This window comes from Thalassotalea sp. G20_0, from assembly GCF_017744175.1.
Lineage (GTDB): Bacteria > Pseudomonadota > Gammaproteobacteria > Pseudomonadales > Endozoicomonadaceae > Endozoicomonas.
Map to the genome: position 1 here is coordinate 1 of NZ_JAGHQV010000059.1, position 19,183 is coordinate 19,183.

The 19,183-nt window shown below is 49.4% G+C and carries 17 protein-coding genes and 1 pseudogene; 15 read left to right on the forward strand and 3 right to left on the reverse strand.

Going from position 1 to position 19,183, the window contains the following annotated elements:
• From J7438_RS22255 to J7438_RS22285, 8 genes and pseudogenes are all read left to right on the forward strand, one after another.
• Window positions 1-222: hypothetical protein (locus J7438_RS22255; RefSeq protein WP_209278297.1), on the forward strand; the 222-nt coding region annotated here is incomplete at its 5' end.
• Window positions 223-670: 448 nt separating this feature from the next.
• Entirely contained in the window at window positions 671-865 is a 195-nt protein-coding gene (locus J7438_RS22260) for a hypothetical protein (RefSeq protein ID WP_209278298.1), read from the forward strand.
• Between the two features lie 14 nt (window positions 866-879).
• Window positions 880-948, forward strand: a pseudogene (locus tag J7438_RS28705) (hypothetical protein); the annotation flags it as partial.
• 3 nt (window positions 949-951) lie between these two features.
• Window positions 952-1,422, forward strand: coding sequence for a transposase (locus tag J7438_RS22265; protein ID WP_503003927.1), 471 nt, complete (start codon window positions 952-954; stop codon window positions 1,420-1,422).
• 152 nt (window positions 1,423-1,574) lie between these two features.
• Window positions 1,575-1,820, forward strand: a complete 246-nt coding sequence (locus tag J7438_RS22270) for a transposase (RefSeq protein WP_209278299.1) — start codon at window positions 1,575-1,577, stop codon at window positions 1,818-1,820.
• Window positions 1,821-2,230: 410 nt separating this feature from the next.
• Window positions 2,231-2,704: a hypothetical protein gene (locus J7438_RS22275; protein WP_209278300.1), complete on the forward strand. Its 474-nt coding sequence runs from the start codon at window positions 2,231-2,233 to the stop codon at window positions 2,702-2,704.
• A 91-nt stretch (window positions 2,705-2,795) separates the two neighbouring features.
• Entirely contained in the window at window positions 2,796-3,371 is a 576-nt protein-coding gene (locus tag J7438_RS22280; RefSeq protein WP_209278301.1) for a chalcone isomerase family protein, read from the forward strand.
• A gap of 364 nt (window positions 3,372-3,735) precedes the next feature.
• Window positions 3,736-6,762, forward strand: coding sequence for a cytochrome c peroxidase (locus J7438_RS22285; protein WP_209278302.1), 3,027 nt, complete (start codon window positions 3,736-3,738; stop codon window positions 6,760-6,762).
• 167 nt (window positions 6,763-6,929) lie between these two features.
• Here J7438_RS22285 and J7438_RS22290 read toward each other — a convergent pair whose 3' ends face one another.
• A complete protein-coding gene (locus J7438_RS22290) occupies window positions 6,930-7,535 on the reverse strand; it encodes a CoA pyrophosphatase (protein ID WP_209200933.1) in 606 nt (201 codons plus the stop codon).
• Window positions 7,536-7,918: 383 nt separating this feature from the next.
• Between J7438_RS22290 and J7438_RS22295 the strand changes: the two genes are divergently transcribed.
• On the forward strand, window positions 7,919-8,509 hold the full coding sequence (locus tag J7438_RS22295) for a hypothetical protein (RefSeq protein WP_209200934.1): 591 nt from the start codon (window positions 7,919-7,921) through the stop codon (window positions 8,507-8,509).
• A 279-nt stretch (window positions 8,510-8,788) separates the two neighbouring features.
• Complete coding sequence (locus J7438_RS22300; RefSeq protein ID WP_209200935.1) at window positions 8,789-9,349, forward strand: NUDIX hydrolase; 561 nt, start codon at window positions 8,789-8,791, stop codon at window positions 9,347-9,349.
• Here J7438_RS22300 and J7438_RS22305 read toward each other — a convergent pair.
• Complete coding sequence (locus J7438_RS22305; RefSeq protein WP_286196825.1) at window positions 9,324-9,704, reverse strand: YqfO family protein; 381 nt, start codon at window positions 9,702-9,704, stop codon at window positions 9,324-9,326. The genes J7438_RS22300 and J7438_RS22305 overlap by 26 nt on opposite strands.
• 2 nt (window positions 9,705-9,706) lie before the next feature.
• The gene (locus J7438_RS22310; RefSeq protein ID WP_209278303.1) at window positions 9,707-10,873 is read right to left on the reverse strand and encodes a 1-acyl-sn-glycerol-3-phosphate acyltransferase; all 1,167 of its coding nucleotides are present in this window, start codon (window positions 10,871-10,873) and stop codon (window positions 9,707-9,709) included.
• Window positions 10,874-11,176: 303 nt separating this feature from the next.
• Between J7438_RS22310 and J7438_RS22315 the strand changes: the two genes are divergently transcribed.
• The 5 genes from J7438_RS22315 to J7438_RS22335 all read left to right on the forward strand — a co-directional run bounded on the left by J7438_RS22315 (window position 11,177) and on the right by J7438_RS22335 (window position 19,145).
• Window positions 11,177-11,731, forward strand: coding sequence for a tetratricopeptide repeat protein (locus tag J7438_RS22315; RefSeq protein ID WP_209278304.1), 555 nt, complete (start codon window positions 11,177-11,179; stop codon window positions 11,729-11,731).
• Between the two features lie 18 nt (window positions 11,732-11,749).
• On the forward strand, window positions 11,750-11,977 hold the full coding sequence (locus J7438_RS22320) for a putative signal transducing protein (protein WP_209278305.1): 228 nt from the start codon (window positions 11,750-11,752) through the stop codon (window positions 11,975-11,977).
• 3 nt (window positions 11,978-11,980) lie between these two features.
• The gene (locus J7438_RS22325; protein ID WP_209278306.1) at window positions 11,981-12,586 is read left to right on the forward strand and encodes an SOS response-associated peptidase; all 606 of its coding nucleotides are present in this window, start codon (window positions 11,981-11,983) and stop codon (window positions 12,584-12,586) included.
• An 83-nt stretch (window positions 12,587-12,669) separates the two neighbouring features.
• Window positions 12,670-15,966 (forward strand): ATP-binding protein, encoded by a 3,297-nt coding sequence (locus J7438_RS22330; protein WP_209278307.1) that lies wholly within the window; start codon window positions 12,670-12,672, stop codon window positions 15,964-15,966.
• An 8-nt stretch (window positions 15,967-15,974) separates the two neighbouring features.
• Entirely contained in the window at window positions 15,975-19,145 is a 3,171-nt protein-coding gene (locus J7438_RS22335) for a hypothetical protein (RefSeq protein ID WP_209278308.1), read from the forward strand.
• Window positions 19,146-19,183: the final 38 nt, after the last annotated feature.

Consider the following 19,183-nt stretch of genomic DNA (forward strand, 5'->3'; position numbering starts at 1 on the left):
CTCCAAAAGATCAACCATTATGATGTGGATAAACAGACACAAAACGCCTGGCATTCAGCCTTGGAATGCAGAAAAGAAGACCCTTTTGGGCTGAACGGAATTGACATTGACATTTGGGAATCGGATTCTGATTTATTGTCGCCGGATTTTGATTTATTTGCGACCGGGTCAGAACGGGTCAACAACAACCATGACTGGCTTGAAGAGTTCCTGCAAGGATAAACCAGTTGTCATGACACAAGCATTTTACGGAATGGCAACATACGCAGGTTAAATTGGCGCTTACCTGAAATTAGAGGAAACCGGAAGCGAATATCAAGAAGAAAGTCAAACCACTACCGCTACTTCCGCAAGAGAAGCCTGAAGCGAAAATATCACTTCAGGATTCCTTCTTTTTCTCACACAATTTATCAATTAACGCCGGTAGCAGGTCGAGAATTTACTGTTTTTTTCTCGCATTGATCCCCCTTCAGGGTCCAACCTGAAGGACAAGAATAATCGTAACGAACGAAAGTGGCATCAATTGTAGGCTGAACTTGTCTACGGCACTGGTTGTCATAAGGTTGTGTCCCAGAAGGACACACACTGATTACTATTTGATCCTCTAGGAGGCTGACCGAGAATAGACTTATGTTATCATAAGCTTCAAAATCAAACTGACTTATGCCAAATGTCACAGCCAAAGTTCAAGGATAGTCCTGTTGAGTTGGATCAGCACCTGCTGTTTCCAACCAACATTTTCGATCTGCTACCCACCACCGATCATGACTGCTTTGTTTACGAGAGCCTCTTCCAAAGCATCGATACATCGGAAGTTGAAAAAAGTATCATCATCTCGGGCAACATGCCTATCCGCCAAAGCTGATTGCTTCAATCCTGATCTACGCTGACAGCCACGGTGTTTTTAGCTCCCGCCAAATTGAACGACGCTGTCGGCAGGATCTGGCATTTATGTACATTTCACAGATGAACTGCCCGAACTTCAGAGTGCTGGGTGATTTTCGTAAAGATAACCTGTCGTTTTTTCATGACTGTTTCAAACAGTCCGTCAAGCTGGCAATGGAGTTGCGCATGGCTTCACTGGGCCATATCAGCCTGGACGGATCAAAGTTCAAAGCCAGCAGCTCAAAGCATAAGGCAATGAGCTACGGCAGGCTGAAAAGCAGAGAAGCCGGGCTCAGTGCCGAAAATGATGAACTGATCAAAAAAGCCCGCCTGTCTGACCAACAGGAAGACGATACTTACAAAGAGGCCAATGGTTGTTATAGCATTCCCGAGGACTTACAGTTCAAACAGGAACGCCTGAAAAAGATAAAAGCGGCAAAAGAAGCACTTGAAAATTCGGATCGGAAATTTGTCAACGCCGATTTTGCCTATGATGCTGAGCCGATGTGTTCGTTTGTCCGGCCAATGAACGGCTGATCACGAACCCCTTGAGCAAGGCTAAAAGAAAGAGCTACCGGGCCAACAAAGAGGTGTGCAGTGAGTGTCCATATCGTTCGAGATGCAGTGGTGCAAAAAAAGAGCCTGGCCGGGTTATCCGCACCGACCAGTTTGAATCTGCACGGTAGGCTATGAATAAGAAAATGGAAAGCACTGAAGCCAAATCAGTTTACGAACGTCGTAAAGTTATTGCAGAGCCACCGTTTGGGCAGATCAAAAATTCGGGGTTCCGGGGATTCAGCCTTCGCGGAAAAGAGAAAGTGGCAGCAGAATTTTCACTGGTTTGCACGGCGCATAATATCAAAAAATTTGTGAAGGCGGCGACAACGGGGTCAATCCGTCTTGACGATGTAAGAAAGGTTAAAGAAGCAGCATAAAGGCTTTAACATGTCTAAAAACTGCTCAAAAGTGGCTGATTAAACTAAAATTTCGCCTATTTTTTAAACTATTTAAATTTTTGTCGCTCTCTGGTTGCTTTCCTGCTTAGTTCTCGGTCAGGCTCCTGGTTAATGCAATTGATGGGTTCCTTCTATCATTGATCCCCAAACTCCGTTCGTCCTGAGCGGAGATTACACACATTAATTTCATCGAAATGATGTCATGGCCCGCTTCCTGCCTGTCGAATAAGAAAACACCCGGGAGGCTGACTATTTTTCTGATTCTTCAATCTCCGTTCTTCCTTGATGATTGGTCGAGAAGAATACTCTCTTTTTTTGACAGAATGGGAAACTTTCTTCAAACGCTATAGTCAGAGTTTAGGTAAATAAACTTAAGTAAGGTAGAGATTATGAATGCAACAGGCTGTATGGCAAGTATCCGAAGTGCTTGTCCGAAAATAACGCCAGCGCGGCAGAATGCTATTGAATATGTGGCTTTAAGCGGTGGTATGATCTGCGCTGGATGTGGCGCTGGTGCAACATCCGCGTATCTGATCACTTTGTGTACAAATGCTGGAATCCTGAAAGCATTATGTCTGGGTGGTGTTGGTGGTGGCTGTGCGACTTGTGCGGCTTTAGTGGCTGAAGATTTACTCTGGTACCGTAGTATATCTGTGCCTGATGAAGCCACCCCCAATCAATTGCCAGTGGTGAATCAGCCAGGAAGTACCTCGGTGCTTGACGTAAGCCAGGCTAATGAAGCTCTCAATAGTGGTGTTTGCTGTGAAGGCGAGGACCAAAAGACAAAAGGTGCAGCTGATCCCTCTATTGTTTTGGCGGAACCGCTGCCCTATAAAGAGTCGCCCTTTAAGAAGATAAATTAGAGTGTATTTGCCCAATAACCTGTGAATCCTTTTGGCGTGTTTATTCGTATAGCCTGATAATAGCTATTCATAATAAGGCAAAGGGTTCGCCATGAAAAAAAATGGAGTCAAGTTCTACGTTGCCGTTCTTTCCAACGTAGCCATTTTGCTGGTTCTTTTGATACCCCTGTTTTCTGCAAAGAGTTTTGCCCGGGACACTATAAAAAATGATAAACAGGATTATCCTGTCTGGGAGCAGTGGCAGACGGTTGGGCATTCAACCTTGAAATGGGGCTTATGGGATATTTATGATGCTCAGTTGAAAACGCCCTCCGGCCGGTATGATGTTGCTGAACTCGTTTCCACTGATGTGGCATTGCTTATCGACTATCGACGAAAGATCAGTAAAAAACGGTTGCTTTCGGCAACAGACCAACAGTGGGCCCACCTTGGGGTATCCCGGGAGAATAGAAAACGCTGGCTTAAGCAACTCAGCAAAATATGGAAGGGAGTTCGTGCGGGTGACCGCCTGGTTTTTGTGCTGTCGGCGTCCGGTGGGCGCTTCTACTTCGGCCACCGTTTTCTGGGCAGGATTGACGATTTACAGCTGGCCAGAACCTTTATGGATATCTGGCTTTCAGACAATACAGCCTACCCGGAACTTCGGCAACAGCTTATTGGGAAATAAGGAATTGTCCCGAAATAACTTGCATATTTCAGAGCTTCAAAACTACGTTCGTCCTGAGGGTGTCGAAGGGCGTGAACTCCGGCCTCAAGTATTGTGCCAATCACCCTTCGATACTTTGACAAGCTTGTGCTCAGGATGAACAGAGACCAGGTTCAAAATGTCAAAATTATTTCGGGACAATTCCGGACGCGGATTCAAAAGTTACAGATTGCTCTGTCGATGATAGCTAATGAAGGAATTCATTAGTCTATTTTCTATGAACAATAAAACCGTTTTCTTTTATCTCGGCGTTGTCTTATGTGGGCTTTCCCGGTTTGCAGATGCTGACGTGTTAACAGATATCTCAGACGCATCGATCGGGAAGTTGCTCAGATCCCATCAGATTACCGGCACACCTGAACCGGATACACCTTTGGAGCCGTTTACCTCTCCGGTGGTGAAGTTAGGTAAAAAGTTATTTTTCAGCCCCGATTTAAGCCTCAGTGGCACAGTGTCCTGTGCCACTTGCCATCATCCCCAAACCGCTGGTGGTGATGGCCTGGCACTGCCTGTCGGTGTGATCGTTAACGACCACAGGCTGTTCGGGCAAAAGCGGCTGGATGCCCTGAAAGGTTTATATCCGGACCAATACGAAGAGCTGCTGATCCCCAGAAACTCACCGACGGTATTTAATGCATCGCTGTACAGAGAGAATCTATTCTGGGATGGCCGTTTGCAGTACCTTCAGGAAGCGTTACCCGATGCTGGTATGGCCTCACCTTCCTGTGGTGTTGGTGGTAATGGACGGCTGGTGCGTCTTGGTAATGGCTATTCCAATTTGCGACCGGAATGCTATGAGGAGAAGAACCTGTTGCAGGCACAGGCCCGGCTACCGATGGTCTCGCCCTTTGAAATGAAGGGCTTGAAAGATGCCCACTACAATAACCATGAACTCTATGAAGTCATCATACAACGAATTCAGTCTAACCCGCAGTGGTGCAGTGCTTTCCGGCAGGCTTTTGCTGATTCAGAAGCAGCCACCTGCAAAGAGATGATCCATATCGACCGGGTTACCGAGGCATTATCCAGGTTTCAGGGGCACCTGGTGTTTATCGATAATGCTTTTTTTCGTTACGTAAAAGGGAAGGGGGATTTGACGCCCCTGGAAAAAGAGGGGTTGAAGCTCTTTTTTACGCCACTGGTTCGCAATGGTGCTGGTTGCGCGGGGTGCCACAGTGGCAATAATCTGTCCGATGAGCAGTTTTATAATATTGGTGTTGCGCCTTACGGACGGGGAGCTAATGGACGCGGTCTGGACTACGGTCGTAAAAATTTCAATTTCAGGCAGATACCCTATTCGTTCCGTACCCCAAGTCTGCTTAATGTTGCTTTGACCGGGCCTTATTTTCACAATGGCTCAGCCGGGTCACTTTACCGGGTAATAGAGGCACATACGCTGCAATGGCAACACCTCCAGATGGGTGACAGAAAAAATAAGTCGCCAATTGTTCGGACTATCCGCAGTATCGCCACGCAATCCCCGGATTACCTGAAGTTGCCTTACCAACTGGAACCGTCCAGGATCAAGGCATTAATTGCATTTCTTAACACATTGACAGACTCGTGTGTGAATAAACGTCAGTGTATGGAGTATCTGGTAGACCGGCAGCCTATTATCACGGAGCTGGAAAAAACAGATGATGTAAAGCAATCGTTGCTGGTTCAAGCACCAGAATTATCAGAACAGGCGGTGGCAACACCTCCCGTGCAAGGCTGTGCAGGAAATACCACGGACATAAAATCTGTTGATGTTACTGCCACGCCGTTAACGAATATCACTCAGTCCAGCGGTCTGGACCATCAGCGGGTTATTGGTCTGATTAAGCCCGGATGGTTAATGGATATCGTCAATTGGTCTGGCGTGTCTGCATTTGATATTGATAACGATTGCCTGGATGACTTGATTTTCAATGATAATCAGGGAAATGTCATCGTCTACTACCAGCAGCCATCCGGTGGGTTTCGAAAAGAGGTGCTGCAGCTTCCCGATATCAATACAAGCGGTGCCATTACTCCGCTGGTGGCGGATATTGATGGTGACTACAAGGCAGACCTCTTTCTCGGGAACAGTGGCCGTTATTTTCCCCAGATTATTTTTAATATGGTCGAAGCTCCAACATCCATGGTGTTGAACAATGTTAAGGGTCCGACGTTAAACGCCAGTTTTGGTGATCTTGATCAGGATGGGCATCTGGATATGGTGATGGCCTTCTGGCGCACCTACAAGTCAGCACGTCAGCCACAGGTGTGGCGTAATCATGGCTATCGTAACCTGAGGCCGGAGGGTATCGTCTATCCTGGCCTGAGGCACAGCTATGGTGATGTCATGCTTGGGGATGGTGTGATTAATCAGCAGCATGAGCTGCCGTTGTTTGGCGATAGTGATTTTACCTTTACCCCCAATATGGTTGATTTTGATAATAATGGCACCACGGATGTGCTCCTGACAGCGGATTTTTTTACTTCTCAACTCTGGCAATCAACGTCTGAAGGCTTGCAAGATGTCACGGATATCAATGTCATTAATGGCAGTTTTGGCATGGGTGCCGCCATCGCCGATTTTGACAATGATGGCGATATGGATTGGTTTGAGAGCAGTATTTACAGCCCTGAGAAGAATAAGAGATATACCGGAAACCGGCTGTATGAAAACTCAGGAAATTTTAACGTCAGCGATGCTACGGAAAAATCAGGTTTGCGAAAAGGTGGGTGGGGCTGGGGCAGTTGTGCCGCTGATTTTAATAATGACGGGTTGCTGGATATTTTTCATGTCACGGGTTACGGAGCCATTCCTGAAACAGCTGATTTCAACTCTGAAAAGGAAAGGCAGTTGCAACTTAAGTTTTTGCAAAGCCACGATGCATTTAATAACGCCAGACCAAGGCTGTTTATTAACCGGGGTGGCATGACATTTTCAGATGAGTCCGCCGCGTGGGGGTTAACCGAGGTGAATGATGGCCGCGGCATTGTCTGCTTCGATTATCAGCAGGATGGCGATATTGATATTGTCATCAGCAATTGGGAAGGCAGGCCAACGTTCTATCGCAACAACAATACAGACAACAATGACTGGCTATCGGTAAAGCTGGTGGGTTTGCCGGGAAATACCGAGGCGTTGGGAGCCAAGCTCTATCTGCATACTGATCAGGGGGTGCAGTATCGTGAGTTGCGCTTTGAGAACAACTACGTATCCGCCAACCCCAGGCAGTCTCACTTTGGCCTGGGGCGGGATAGGAGCATTGACAAACTGGTGATTGAGTGGCCTGCACCTGACCGTGAATCAACAATAATAACCACGCCGGACAAAAACCAGCGACTGGTTATCCATCACCCGGCCCTGGAACAGGAATAAATCATCCCTTAAGTAGCTGGCCATATGGAATCGAATATTTCTGGCTACTTGGGCTGGTACTATGCGAGGCACAACGGAGGGAGCATAGCCGTAGCTATGTGACCGGAGTTGTAACGAAGCAGAGTGCCAGCACAAGTAGCCAGAAATATATGATTTCATATGGTTAGCTACTTATGCCGGGGGAAATGGCTGTTGAAGTGAGGAGCGTTCAGTGAGATGTCGGCATCCAGGGTTATGTTCAGGAACTCCACCAGCATCACGGCAGTCAGCCCCCAGATCAGATACTCTCCATAGTAAAAGGACGGCATCATGTAGTCCTGGTTGCGCAGTTTCCAATGGTTGAACGTCAGGTTGCCCTTGTCCAGAAAGTAGCTTAACGGGACTTTAAAAATACGATCCAGCTCTGCCATATTGGCTCTTAGTGGTGTGTCTGCGGCAATAATCCCGACAATAGGGGTGACTTCCAGACCAAAGCGCGAGACCACCGAGCCGGTTTGGCCAATGATTCTGACGGCTTCCGGGGGGAGGGCGATCTCCTCAAAGGACTCTCTCAATGCGGTATGGACCAGGTCTCTGTCAGACAGGTCACGCTTGCCTCCCGGGAACGCAACCTCGCCACTGTGGGTGCTCATATGGGGGGCTCGCCGGGTAAACACCAGCTCTGGTTCCGGTGCATTGGTAATGGGTATCAGCACTGCGGCTTCTGGCAGTTGGGCATCTATTGTTCTGGGCTGGTGGTTTTGCAGCCGTTCTTCAACCTGGTTCAACATCATGGTGACTTCAGAGGCATCCTTGCAAGGGACTTGAATTTATCATAAGTAGCTCAGCCGGATTTATCCAGTGTTCTTAGGGCCTGTTGACATTTTGTTGCCTGCACAGAGTGAATGATCATACTGCCTTAGTCGTGTATAAAGCATCGACACGCAGTCGTCTCTCTTGCTCAAAAAGCATCCTGACTCAGAATTTATCGGTGACATTGCCAGTGCTTTCTACCCGGTCTGGGAAAAGGTCGCCGCCCGCTCCCCGCAAAAGCACAAGCGGTCACGGCTTTTCGGATAGCGGGAGGCGGGTAACGGCTGTAGAAATGTGAAAGTTATTTCAGGACAGTTACTTGACGTCTACCCTAAGAGATCAGTTTCACCGTGAGGAACTGATTATGCAAAATGTAAACTCTGGAGCCGCTTCATCACAACTCACCGGATATGTTACCCCACCGGTTGCGGTTGGTCGTTCACCATCTCCCCCCGTCGCCGCAGTTGCCAGCGTGCTTCCGACTCCTGGCCTGAGTCCGGAACTATGCCTGCAAGAAGAAAAAATGTCGACCAATGGTACTAAACCTGTAACAAACAGAAATGTGGCACTTTCGGCACCAAGTGCTCAACGAGATGAAATAAGCAAACCTTTTCGAGACGATGGCAACCCTGATACCGCGGGTATTTCATCCACAAATACTGAAAAGAGGATTATAAGTGACATGAAGGATGAGTTGATAAAACTCGTTCGCCCTCTGCTTTGGAATAATGCTCGCATTTGTGGGCTGGCACTCACTGGCAAAACCAGAGACCAACTTAAGTTCAAGGTGACGGCGGATTATGATTGCAGCCCGGAAGAAAAGCGGATGTTGCTCGCCGAAATAGAGCGCTTCATGCAAGATAATGTTCCGCAGAGGTTGCGAAATGAGTTTAAACTCGTAATTGATTACAGTGGGCCTATTGAAGCCTTGAGTTCTGACCCTGTGAATTCATAAGTGGAAAATTTGGCAGCAATCAGGATGCCTCCCTTAGTTCTTGTTCTTAAGGTAGACATTAAGGATTCTTCATGATGGTAAACTGAACCCTGTCCTCTTTCAGCGTTTGATGAGGGGGCGGTTGCTTGGCAGGTGCTGCGGGTCTTGCATTGGAACCACAAAAGAAAAGCTTTTCCCGTTAATGAAGCAAGTAGATCGACAGTTTGTTCATCTCTGAGGTTTTGTTACTCTGTTATTGTCCTTCTTTACCCATCTGCCAGAAACAAGGAGTGAACGTTGATGACAGGACCCTCTGTGCATTACTGCAGTGTCTGCGGTCATAAGACTCAAAGAAAAGTGCCTGAAGGGGATCATCGCCTGCGGGATGTGTGTAGTCACTGTCATACGATTCATTATCAGAACCCCAGGGTTATCACCGGGTGCCTGCCCGTTTACCAGGATAAGGTATTGATGTGTAAACGGGCGATTGAGCCCAGAAAGGGGTTCTGGACACTGCCCGGTGGCTTTATGGAGTTGGGCGAAACCATCGAAGAGGGAGCGGCACGGGAAACCCGCGAAGAAGCCTGTGCGGATGTTACCATTGAGTCACTTTATACGCTGTTTAATGTGGTGCATGTCGGTCAGCTGTCGGCTTTTTTTCTGGCGAGACTGGAACGGCCGGATTTTGCCCCGGGGGAGGAGAGTCTGGAGGTGGCCCTCTTTGAAGAAGATGAGATTCCCTGGGACCAACTGGCATTTTCTACCATAAGCCGAACGCTTCGCTATTATTTTGCCGATCGCCGGGAAGGCACGTTTCCCATGAGGCTTGAGTATGTCACGCCTCCACAGCGGCAAGATTGACCGGGTGAAAATCGAAGGCAGGCATTTCATAAGGGTGTGCCTGCAGTAGCGCCTCAATGGCGGGTTTTAAAAACGGCTCCTGACAAAGCATTTCTACTTTCCAGGTTTCTTCTGAATGGATTTCGCCGGGTTGCCCGGAGTAGGGCTGGCTTCCCGGCAAGGGGCGAAACTGGCCGGTCCCCGGGGTTTGCCAGCAACAGCAATCATAGTTTCCATAACGACCAGCACCGGCATTGAACAGGGCCTCCTTGACTGTTTCAAGCCAGGGGGAAGGAATCATGACACAGACTTTGTACACCTGAGTTTCAGACTTTTGAGAAAGGTGTGCTTCACGTTGTGCAGATGATTCCTTCATGCTTATGAACCGTAGCGGAAACGATTAATCACCGGCTGGGCGTACATCTTTAAGAACCAGGGGCGGTATAGCTCAGAGCAGCGCTCCAGGTGTCGGGTGAATTCATCGCGTTTTTTCAGCAGATCTATGGCCGGGAATAACTGTTCGATCCCAGGAACCTGAATAACCTGCTCATGCTGGTTGATCTCACTGCTGATTGCTTCCCAGGCAAACAGGTTGGATGGCTGCAACTCATAGTTATGGTGAATCTGATGGTTAACCTCTTGAACCACCGAGGCGGCATCTTCAAAGTCCTCTGTCAGCGGTTTGCCAAACGCAACATGTACATGCCCTTTGTAACCATCTATGCCTGTGACGATGCTTTTCAAATCTTCATCGTCGGCTTTCAGATACTGACCGGTCTGTTGTTTCTCATACAGTTCCCGGGCCTTGTCGCAGTCGCATGGGTCGAACTCGTAGGAGATAGAGACCGGTACAATATTCAGTGAGCGGATATTGTCAGCAAAAGCGCTCTGCCTGCCACGACGGCTCAGGTTAAACATCTTGATAATGGCCGGATCGGTCTGGTCATTACCATCCTTGGCCCGGCCTTCGCTCTGGGCAATCCAGACCGGCTGGCCAGAATCAATGCAATGGTGAATGTAGGCAGAGAGACTCTGGAAGGCGAGCAGCTTTTCCCGTCGCCCGGACAGTGAGCGTTTGACGATAAAGCTTTTGTTCAGACGCATCAGGTCACTGACAAAAGGACGTTTGACCAGGTTGTCGCCAATGGCAATCTGGCAGGTTTCCATATCGTTAAGGTAGAGCGCATAGTTGACCAGGGCCGGATCCAGAACAATATCTCGATGATTGGACAGAAACAGGTAGGCCTTGTTCTTGTTCAGGTGCTCAATGCCGGAAAAAGACACCTTATGGGTAGTGGTTTTGATCACCCGGGTCAGATAGGGCTCAATAATGGCCTGAAAATCCCGGACATTATGGATATTCCGTGTTTTGTACTTTAACGCCAGAGAGGTGATCCAGGCCATGGCTCCGGAAAACTGCCGGGTTAAACCGGGGTAACGGTGCTTTGCCATCACATGGAGCAGGTCTTTATCAGTTAACAGGCGAGCCAACGTAGGCCGGACCTCATGGTCATGGTAAGGGCGGATATCGTCAAAAGCTTCCATTTGTGCCAATGCTTTGAGGTCAGATAAGGAAAAAATCGTTATTGATTGACGGGCTATTATATTTCATGGACTGACTGCCGGTCTGTATAGACACTGTCGCGTAATGTAACTGAGCCGCAGGGAGGATGCAAACCAGAAGGCTTTCACCGGGTAAGGATGTGTGCCATTGAAGTGATAATGAAACGGGCATCGGTTGCCGGGTGACTTTTATTGCGGACATGAAAATCACTGTGAGGAAGACCTGCAAAACGGTTCCGGAACATCATATAATCCTCTTATAAAAATGCCAGGCAGGGGTTGTTCATGTTAAAGCAGTTTAAAAATGCTGTCCGTTTGTTGGTATTGCTGGCCACGGTGACCGGGCCGGTCTTGGCTGCCACCCCTGTTAGTGGTGCTGCGGCCCGGGGGCAGTTAAGCGAGGCGATTCAAATTCTCCACTCAGGCCAGGCAACAAACCCGGCTAAAGCCATTAACGCTTTGCAGCGTATCGCCCGCCAGGGCGATCAGCAAGCCCGGGCCGAAGCCATGCTCTGGCTGGGCAGGGCTTATCGTGACGGGCTTGCCGGGACCGCTAAGGATGTTGGCATGGCCTTTGACTATTTTCAGCAGGCTGCCGGGCGTGAAGGGCTGAACCCTGAAGCACAGTATGAGCTGGGACGGGCCTATCTCAATGGTGAAGGCACAGACCGCAACCTGATCGCGGCCTATATGTGGACCGAGCTCAGTCTGCAGACCCCGTCGAAAATATCGGCGTCGGCAGAAGCTCAGAAAGCCAGGCTGGTGGCTCTGCTCAATAAGGTTCAACTGGAAAAAGCCAGGCAGCTGGTGGATCAGTTGGCGACTCTTTATCTGCAATAATCAGGCTCTTGATCGCAAATGATTAAAGTGTATAGCCCGGAAAATCTGGTGGAAGCCCAGTGCCTGAAGGATCTGCTGACCAGTCGTCGTATTTTCTGTCATCTGGCCGGTGTTGACCTGATCGGCGCAATGGGAGAGCTGCCTGCCATTGGTTTGCTGGCGCTGTATGTTGATGATGCCGATGCGGGCCTGGCAAAAGAGTTGATTGACGATTACCTGAATGCCGAGCCGGAAGAGTTGGAGTAATTTATGTGCAGCCGTTACTCATTCAACCTGCCCGGGGTTGACCTTGGCTTTCTTGGTATCAACGAGATGTTAACTCAGAAACCCGTTCAACAGGTGGTGCCGGGGCAGCAGGTGTGGCTGGTTCGAAACAGTGACTGTGGTGCCCCTGAACTGGTCCAGGCCAAGTGGGGGCTTGTCCCTTCCTGGTTGCAGGATTTATCCCGGGCCCAGATCAATGCCCGCGTGGAGACCGCCGCTGAGTCACGAATGTTCAAAAAAGCCTGGCAGGACCGGCGTTGCCTGATTCTGGCGGATAGCTACTACCAATGGCATATGGCTCCGGGCAACCGCCGTCAGCTGTGGCGTATCGGTGCAAAAGAGGGTTCGCTGATACTGATGGCCGGACTTTGGGAGCGGTTCACGGTGGACAGTACTCTTTCGTTTGATTCCTGCGCCGTCTTAACCATGCCGGCCATGCCACCGTTAATGTTGATCGCTGACCGCATGCCGGCGTTGTTAACGAAGGCTCATGCACAACGCTGGCTGTCCGGAGAACCTTTTGATATTGAACGTTTTTCTGCCATTCTTGCCAGCTTTCCCTGGCACAGTCAGAATATTCTGAAAGGCTGAGGTTGCGTTGTTCAGAATCTCCATTCACTGCTGAAATGCTGGTCTATCATTAGCGTTCATTGTGGCCGTGTGCAGTGAACCCAGTGCAATTTTCTATCAGGAAAAAAATCATTTTTTTTACTGTCGTGCCTGTCACGCTGCTGTACAACCTGATCTTTGGAATCCACCTCTACCTCTCACTCAAACAGGCCACGGACGCGGTCGCCAAAGGATTGATTGAGCAGGTCTGGCATAATGCGGACAAAATTGACAGCCATACCCGGCAGCTGATGACCATGACCTCGTTTATGGGGGATATGTTGAGTCGGATGCCTGTGACTGACCATGCCATGATCAAACACTTTCTCACGGATCTGGTGGCAAGAAACTCTCTGGTTCGCGGCTTTACTTATGTGAAGCTCGGCAGCAGCCTGCAGCACTGGGATGTTTTTCATGCCTACAGGAATCAGTGCCGGGTCCGGCTGGATGAAAGCGTCGATACCGGCCTGTTTCCTGCCCAGTTCTGGTGGGCTAATCAGGATCAGCAGAAAGAGGGATTCTGGACATCGCCAAGAGGATCTGCGGATAAAGGATGGATTGTCAGCTATATCGTCCCGGTCATTTCAGCGAACACCCTTTATGGCTATTTCTGGATGGATATCAGCCTTGCGGATCTGCGCCATCAGCTGGTGGAAAACACCACGGGAAATGCCAGTTTTTCCATTGTTAATGGTGCCGGAGAGTACCTGCAGACGGACAGTGAAACGCCGAAGCGCTACCAGTTAAACAGCATTCATCAAAGCCAGTTTTATTACGGTTCCCCGGGGTTATGGCATGACCTGGAAGAGCTGATTGAACGAGGTGAGCCCGCTTTCCGGCACAAGTGGGTGCCGGTTCGGCAGAATGAGTACTGGTTGATGGGGGCACCGATTAAATCGGCTTCCTGGTGGATGATCAGTTATGCCCCGAGGGAAACCGTACTGGCTCCGGTGATTGACCAGGCGCAGATTAATGCATTGCTGATGCTACTCTCCCTGACACTGATATTTACCTGTGCCAGCCTGGTGTCGGTGAGAATTGCCCGTCCGATTATCCGCCTGAAGCGAGCCATGGATGACTTTACCTACCGTCGGGTCATGCCGGTGATTACCCATATCAGCCGGGATGAAATTGGCAGTTTGACTGAAAGTTTCCAGCAACTGGTGACCAGGCTGGCGGACCGGGAAAAAGCACTGCATCAGGCCAGAACCAGCAATATCGGTCATTTGCTTGAGCGGCTGAGGGGGAACTATTTTTATTTCAACCTCAATAAGGATGGGTGTGTTACCCATGTCAGTCCGTCAATAGAAGCCATTCTGGGCTATACACAGAAAGAGTTTCTGCGTCCATTGATCGGGTATCTTGCTAACCGGGACAGTAAATTATGTTTTCGCGATCAGTTTCGTGAGGCCAAGCAAGGGCGATGGGGCGATACCTTTGAGCTGGATATCCGGCATCTGAATGGCAGTATCCGCAGGCTGGAAATCTTCTGGAGTGATATCGGGGATCTGGAAGACAGGCAATATCTGGTTGAAGGGCTGGCCAATGATATTACCGATCGGGTAAGCGATACCAAGAAATTCAAGCTGCTACTGGACAGTGCGCCGGATGCAACCATCATTGCCACACCGGAAGGCATTATTGGCATGGCCAACAGCAGGACGGAAGATCTGTTTGGCTTTCACCGGGAAGACCTGGTCAATATGCCCCTGAGCCTGCTGACGCCACTGGAAAACCGTCCGGGGCACCCTCTGTTGGGTGATCTGGAAAAAGCCAGTTGGGAGCAGCTGTGCCTGGTGGGTTATGAATCCCGGGGTATTGATCGTAAAGGCCGGATTTTCCCGGTGGAGATCACCAGCAATCCCCTGAAAACCGGCGATGGACTGCTGATCTCCATGGTGGTTCGTGATATCACGGAGCGAAAGCGCATTGAACATGAGTTGATGCGGGCCAAGGAAGAGGCTGAGCGGGCCAACCTGGCCAAAGGTCTGTTCCTCTCCAATATGAGCCACGAGTTGAGAACACCGCTGAATGGGGTGCTTGGCAACGCCCAGCTGTTGTTAAGAAACCTCTCGTTAACGTCGGCCCAGCGAAAAAGCCTGAACACCATTGAGGCCAGTGGCCAGCATTTGTTGTCACTGATTAACGATATTCTCGATTTAACCAAAATTGAGTCCAGCAAGATTGAGTTACACCCTTCTGCGGTTCGATTGCTGGAGTTACTGCGCGGGGTGCGCAATATTCTGATGGAAAGGGCGGTCAGCAAGGGACTGGATTTACGCCTGTTGCCCATTGGCACGTTACCGGAAATTGTCATGCTGGATGAAATCAAGGTTCGTCAGGTGCTGCTGAATCTGCTCAGTAACGGGGTTAAATACACGGTTAAGGGGTGGGTTGAATGCCGGGTTTCTGTGGCGGGCAATGATATTGTCTTTGAAGTCCGCGACACCGGTGTTGGTATTGCCCATGAGGACCTGGAGAGGGTCTTTGAACCTTTCCGGCAGGTCCATCTGGGGTTGCAGATCGGTGGCACTGGCCTGGGGCTGGCGATCAGTCGGCGGCTGGTCTCGGCCATGGGTGGGGAGCTTGATGTTATCAGTGAGCCCGGCAAGGGGAGCCGTTTTATTTTTGTTCTGCCGCTGGTTCTGGGCAGTTTTGCAGCGCTGAAAGAGCATCAGCGCCTACTGCCCGGTTCCATTTATGTGCATTTGGATGAGCGTTTTCAGGGGATCCGGGTTCTGGTGGTGGATGATGTTGAAAGTAACCGGGATATGATGGCCGGTTTGCTGGACTCTGCCGGTTTCAGGGTTGATACTGCCGGCAATGGCCTTCAGGCGGTGGAAGCGGTGAAGCAGGTGGATTTTGACCTGATTTTGATGGATATCTCCATGCCGGTGATGGATGGGGTGACAGCGATCAGGAAAATTCGTGAACTTCCCGGAAAAGTATCGGTCAAAGCAGTGGCTGTGACCGCCAGTGTCAGCCATGAGGCCAGGGAGCGGTTGTTGATTCAGGGGTTTGACGAATACATTGGCAAGCCCCTGGATGCCGGTCTGATGTTTGATAAAATCCGCTGTTTACTGAGTGTGGATTATGTCACCGCACTGCCAAAACCAGAGTGGAATGAGAATGCTTTGCTGCAAAGTCTCAAAGAGATGCACATGGACAGCTTTGTTCATGCCATCATTACTGCTTTCGAGCAGGGCGATCTGGAGTCGCTGGAGCAGGCGCTGCACACATTTGAGAACGACCCGGCATTGGCCGATGTGATAGGCTTCCTGCTGATGCTGACGGCGGATATGGATATTGCCCGGCTGGAAAATTTTATTGGTCAGCTGGTAGAAAATTTTGACAATAAGTAGCTGGCCATATGGAATCGAATATTTCTGGCTACTTGGGCGTTGAGGCATTATCAGTCAGTTTTATTGATATGGATTCATTACCAAAAGCAGCAAATTCATTCTCGACAGCAGCGTTTGCCAATCCTGGGAGTTGCCCGGTGCAACCGGGCAAACATTCAAACCCTGAAACTGCACACTGCCAGTCCCCGGGTAACAGAGAACAGCTAAGACATGAATTGCTCGATGCTGTGAAGGCCGGCACGTTAGGCGCTCGACAGATCAGGATGAACTCCGCGAAATCAGGTCACGCAAGATTCAAAAAAGAGTCGGATTATCTTGACCATAACGATGAGTTACCAAAAGGACCAAGGCCCGTCATCCTGATTATGGAAGATGTACCCACGATATTAAGGCCGAACCATGTCACTGTTGGTCTGATAAAACCCGGTACGCTCGCTGCCTATAAAAAAAATGCCATTACTTCCTTCTTAGAGAACAATGCGGTAAAGCCGGATGAGCTTTCTGCCAAATGCCTGCCTGACCACAGTTCACTGCAAAAGAAAATGGAGGAGAGAGCTAAACGGATCTGTACAGTTTATAGGGGATCTTCATCCGGTAAACTGCGCTGGAATGGCACATTCAAACCGCCTGAGTTCAGGGAAAAAGATTATAAAAAGTTAACATGCCATTCAGAATGGCTGACCACCGGGTATAAAAAATCACAAATCAAGTGCTTTCTTACTGCAAAAGAGGACCTTGGCAAAGACATTACCGATCATTTGCAGGATAAACACCAGTTAGAAGAGACTTTTGGCATCGACCCATTGCCCTGGCTGGTTTATTCCCAGCAAAGCGGCTCGGCAGAGGTTTATTTTGAGGATGAACTCAGTGGTCATCTGTCAGGGCTGCATAAAGCCAGGCTCACTAATTTTTCGATATCCCATATCATTGCTGAAGATACCTTCAACCAGGTATTGAATTTTCTGCCAATGCCGTTAAGAGTAAAGACCCTGAATCAACAGCATCTGCCAGCGATGCAGTATCCATGTCAGGACATTATAAAACTGGTAACGAACCCGGACTTCAATCATCAACACTTAAGGGAATTAATAGACCAGATTTGGAGATTAATAGACCAGGATTTCCCGGTTCAAAAAACGTTTCTTTACAAGGGGAAGTGGCAGACAGTACTTGATTTGTTGATCCAGTCAGCAACAACGTTATGGTTACAAGATCATCATCGTAGTATGTCTCTGTATTATAACCAACAAGAGCATAGGGGAGAGACAGCTGACGAGGAAGAAGTTTTTTTCCAGTTATCTACTGAACTGGCCAGGCGCGGGGTGTCTTTTGATGAAAAAAATGGCAAGCATCTGTTAAGGGAATTTTATTCGATTAGACTGTGCTGTCGTTTAAAGGCATTGGGATTATCCTACAAGGGGGACAATTTAGGGTATTTAATTGCTGATGTCCCCTTCTTTAATGATCCGGCTGTCATGCTGGAATTTCATCAACGTTGCCAGAGACTCAGTTCAGCAGAACTGCAAGAAGTGTTTGACTACGTCCTTCGACGGCCTTTTCAGGGGTATCACCCCTATGACCAGTTAAAGAACTATTTATTGGCTCTGTTTCGTTTTGGTGAACCCGATGAGCAAATATTCAGCGCGGTGAGAGAAAAAATAGCAAACACCAGAGCTGATGGCATTGAACAATCCCTGGGAACACTTTGTGCAGATGATTATATCCACTGGGTTAAAGAACTCTGGGAGCGGCGGGATCAAGAGCCCTTTTATCAGCAGTGGCCAGAAAATATCAAAAAAGGGCAACAACAAATAGACGAACTGCAAAAGTCCTTCGGCCTTACCGGCAGTCAATCTGCCCAACCTGCCTCATTGATGCAACCAGCAGCGTTGCAATTTATCGTCGATGCCTTCAGCCAACCACCGGTTCTGCCCAATGCCAAAGATAACGAAGAGACCATTCTGAGAATCTTACAGCACTATTACCGACGTCCCGGACCAGAGCGAGTCATCCAATGCCTTGGCCGTGAGACATTGCCTGTGGTGTGGAAGCCAGCTCACAGCTGCAGTCATGTATTGCGGGCCCGGAACAATCTGTTGTGGTATATCGAGTTGCTGGAGAAATTCGATCTGATGCATTTCTCTGACATTGAAAAGGACCTGTTGTCGCTGGCCATCATCTATCATGATGCCGCAGCGGAAGATGTCCCCAAACGAGATGAAGAAGTCAGGGCCGCTGACTATTTCAAACGGGATCTGAAGGGGCAGTATCCACAACAACAGCTGGATGGTATTGCCGAGGCGCTGGCCAGCAAGGAAGACGACGTACATGGCCAGAGCGACCAGAATATTTCCCCATCGGTTCGCCGTTATCTGCAGGTACTGCGCTTTGCTGACCGCATGGACTATATTCGATGCACCGGGGTTGATGCCTCGTTCCCGGGATTCTGCGCGGGCCGACACCCGCTTACAGGGTTTGACCCCCGGCGTTTGGATCTGCCGTCGCAACTCACCAGGGATTTCACCGGTGAGCCTGCCCTGAAGCCGGACTTCCAACGCCAACTGGAAGCTGCCATGCATGGTGCCGCTGATCTGTTACAGGTCACTGGCAGCCATAGTGAAGACTGTCGGGCGGATTCCTATATCCAGACGTATCAACTCAAACCTGACAGGACGGCCATCAAAGAGAAATTTGAACTGACCTCCTTGCCACTGCAGAACATGGAAAACTGCCTGGATGATAATGTCCGGCGTGTTATTGCCAGCCGTGCAGGCATTCACACCTGTTCCAGCCCTGACCATAAAGACTGCAAGACTGACCGGCAAAAGGGGATTACCCGTGGCATCCATAATAGCTTCCATGACCTCAGGCAAGTCCGGGTGCCAACAGGGATGACCCGGCTGGAAAAGATGCAGTGTCGCCAGGGTTTCAGTCTGCTCAGCATGGCAACACAAGAGGCCATCGCCCGGGAGGTGCAACGACTGCAATCCGAAGGGATACTTATGAGCCTTGGCACATTAACCCAGCAAACCCTGAAATCACCCCTGGCAAAACAAGTGCTTGAGCAAAGAGGCTTTGCGGTGATCAGTGAGAAGCGCTTCAGGGGGTATGACGACACAGGCAAGGTAAACCTGCAGGAAATGCTGGTGCCCATTCCTGTGGGTTCTGTCAGTTCATGATGCTTTTGTTTAGCCATGAAGGCATTTGGTTTGAATGA